Below are 2,937 nucleotides of genomic sequence, written 5' to 3' on the forward strand. Positions count from 1 at the left end.
GGCCCGGACCAGCGCCTGCTGCGCCAGCACGGGCAGCCCGCGCACCCCGGCGCGCGCGGCGTCACGCCGCGGGATCAGCCGCGGGTCGTCACCCACCAGGTCGGAACAGCGGCGCCGTGCCGTCCCCGGATCGAAGGAGGCGTAGCCCGGCGCCGAGGGCTCGGCGAGCACCGCGCACGGCTGGAGGAGCGAGGCAAGGGACGCGTACCGCACCAGCGGCAGCCCGGCGCTCGTCACCCGCTGCCCGCCCTGCTCGACGGTGAGGCCGCGCAGCGGGGCGAGGTTCATCTGCGGCTCCGAGGCCACCACCGCGTCGATCAGGCCGGACCGGTCCTCCTCCCCGGCGGCGACGGCGGCCCCACCGCCGTTGGAGACGCCTGCCGTGATCACCGTCGTGGTCGCGGGCGTGTACCCGGCCACGGGTGCGCCCTTCCGCCAGTCGCGGTTGAGCAGGGCGAGGGCGAGTTCGACCGAGCGGAGCACATCGCGTCCCCAGCCGGCCTGGGGGTTCTGCCGGGAATGGGCTTGCTTGAAGGCGACCCGGTAGGGGTGGCGCGCGTCGTACCGCCGGCGTGCGGTGTCGTCGAGGCCGCTGTCGAAGGCCGCACCGGGGCCGGTCCGCGTGCGGGAGCCGATGGTGCCGTCGGTGGCCATGACGGTGTCGGAGTGCAGGTCGTGGAAGCCCGGGCCCATTCCCTTGTCGGTGAGGGCGACCGCACAGCGGTGACGCAGCCCCCAGGCCCCGGCGCCGCCGACGGCGTTGTACACGTTCGCCAGCCCGGTCGCCGGCGCGGCCACGACGCAGGGGCGTGCCCGGTCGAGGTCCGCCGGGACTTGGACGACGAAAGTGACGCCGCGCGCGCCCGTGCCCGCGGTGACGGTGTATTCGGTGCCGGCGATCCTCCCGTCACCGGGCACCGGTCTGCCGTCGGCGCCGATGTTCGGCCCGTACAGCCGCCCCAGCCCGCCCGCGTCGCTCCCGGAGAGCCCCGCCGCGGCCCACACGGCCCAGCGCCGCAGCTCGGCCGGCGTGGGACGGCCGGGGTCGGCCACCGGCGGGGGAGTGGCACGGCGCAGACCCGAGAAGCCCAGCCCGGCGGTGAGCAGGTCGTCCTCGCGGCCGTCGTACGAACGCGAGGTGACGGAACCGGCGAAGGACGGCAGCGTGCTGCCGGGTGCCGCCTGGGCGGTGGCAGTGGGAAGGGCGGAGGCGGCGAGGGACACGGTGAAGAGCAGCGGGACGAACCTGGCACTGCGGGCAGGCATGCTGAGCCTCCGTCAGAGGGAGAGGGCGCCGGTGAGGAGGGCGCCGGCGGTCATCACGAGGGTGGTGGCGAAGGCCCAGCGGAAGATGAAGCGCTGGTGCTCGCCGAGCTGGACGCCGCTCATGCCGACCAGGATGAAGGTGGAGGCGGTGAGCGGACTGAGCGGGAAACCCGTCGTCATCTGGCCGAGGATGGCGGCCCGGGCGACCTCGGCCGGGTCGGTGCCGAAGCTGTGCGCCGTCTCGGCGAGGACCGGCAGAACACCGAGGTAGTAGGCGTCCGGGGTGAAGACCAGACTCAGCGGCATGCCGGTGACGGCCACCAGCACCGGCAGTTGGCCGCCGAGGGAGTCCGGGATCACGGACACGAGCGCCTCGGCCATCTCGCCGATCATTCCGGTCCCGGTCAGGACTCCGGTGAGCACCCCGGCGGCGAAGATCATCGTGGTGACGAGGACGACGTTCTTCGCGTGCTTGTCGAGCAGCGCCTGCTGCTGTTCCCACGTGGGGTGGTTGACCAGGAGGGCCACCGCGAACCCGAGGACGAACAGCACCGGCAGCGGCATGACCTCCAGGATCAGCGAGACGAGGAGGACGACGGTCAGCAGCAGATTGAAGACGGTCAGCCAGAGCCGCGCAGGTTCCGTCACCCGGACGGCTCCGGGGCCGTCCCCGGGCGCGGTGGCGGTCGTAGGGACGGGTTCGTCGTCGGCGGCCGCCCGGCCCGGCACCGCGAGTGTGCCCAGACGCCGCCGCTCCCGGCGGCCGATCAGCCAGGCCGCCACCAGGACCCACGCGATGCCGAGGCCCATCGCGGGCAGCACGGGCGTGAAGACGTCCGAACTCTCCAGCTTCAGCGCCGCCATGGCACGCACCGTCGGACCGCCCCAGGGAACCATGTTCATCACGCCGGCGCCCAGACAGACGACCCCGGACAGCACCAGCGGACTCATGCCCAGCTTGCGGTAGACGGGCAGCAGTGCCGAGACGGTGATGAGGAACGTCGAAGCTCCGTCGCCGTCCAGGGCCACGCACAGCGTGAGGACGGCCGTGGCGACGGTGATGCGCATCGGATCGCCTTGTGCCATCCGCAGCAGACCGCGGATCAGCGGATCGAACAGGCCCGCGTCCACCATGAGGCTGAAGTACAGAACAGCGAAAGCGATCATGATGCCGGTGGGCGCCACCTTCGACAGCCCGTCCAGCACCATCCCGCCCAGCTCGCCCGCGAAGCCGCCCGCCAGCGCCGCCAGGACCGGGAGCACCACCAGCGCGACCAGGACCGAGACGCGTCTGGTCATGGTGAGCAACAGGAACAGGGCGATCGTGGCGAAGCCCAGGGCTGCCTGCATGGTGACGCTCGCTTTCTCGGGTGGCGGTCCCCGGCGGCGGAGAGCGGGGCGTACGGGGATAGCCGAGAGTGTCCGAGCGCCGGAAGATCCATGTCCAGCATCAAACCGGGATCTGTTCATGCGATCCGCGCATCAATCGGCCCGTGCTGACGTACGCTTCCCCGCCATGGAAGCCACCTTGCGACAGCTCTCGGCGTACGCGGCCGTCGCCCGGGCGACGAGTTTCACCGCGGCAGCCGCCCGGTTGGGCGTCTCGCAGTCGTCCCTCAGCCGCGCGGTCGCCGACCTGGAACGGCAGGTCGGCGCCCAACTCCTCGAACG

3 protein-coding genes are annotated in these 2,937 nt (G+C 72.5%); 1 reads left to right on the forward strand and 2 read right to left on the reverse strand.

Annotation, left to right across the window (positions count from 1 at the left end):
* Together ACFTZL_RS43515 and ACFTZL_RS43520 are read right to left on the reverse strand one after the other, a co-directional pair.
* Positions 1-1,266, reverse strand: a 1,266-nt coding sequence (locus ACFTZL_RS43515) for a 3-hydroxybutyrate oligomer hydrolase family protein (protein ID WP_382595760.1), incomplete at its 3' end; no start/stop codon positions are given.
* Positions 1,267-1,278: 12 nt separating this feature from the next.
* Complete coding sequence (locus ACFTZL_RS43520; protein WP_382595763.1) at positions 1,279-2,616, reverse strand: CitMHS family transporter; 1,338 nt, start codon at positions 2,614-2,616, stop codon at positions 1,279-1,281.
* A gap of 166 nt (positions 2,617-2,782) precedes the next feature.
* Here ACFTZL_RS43520 and ACFTZL_RS43525 point away from each other — a divergent pair.
* Positions 2,783-2,937: LysR family transcriptional regulator (locus ACFTZL_RS43525; protein ID WP_382595765.1), on the forward strand; the 155-nt coding region annotated here is incomplete at its 3' end.

Source organism: Streptomyces sp. NPDC056948, assembly GCF_042674225.1.
In the GTDB taxonomy this organism is placed as follows: domain Bacteria; phylum Actinomycetota; class Actinomycetes; order Streptomycetales; family Streptomycetaceae; genus Streptomyces; species Streptomyces purpurascens.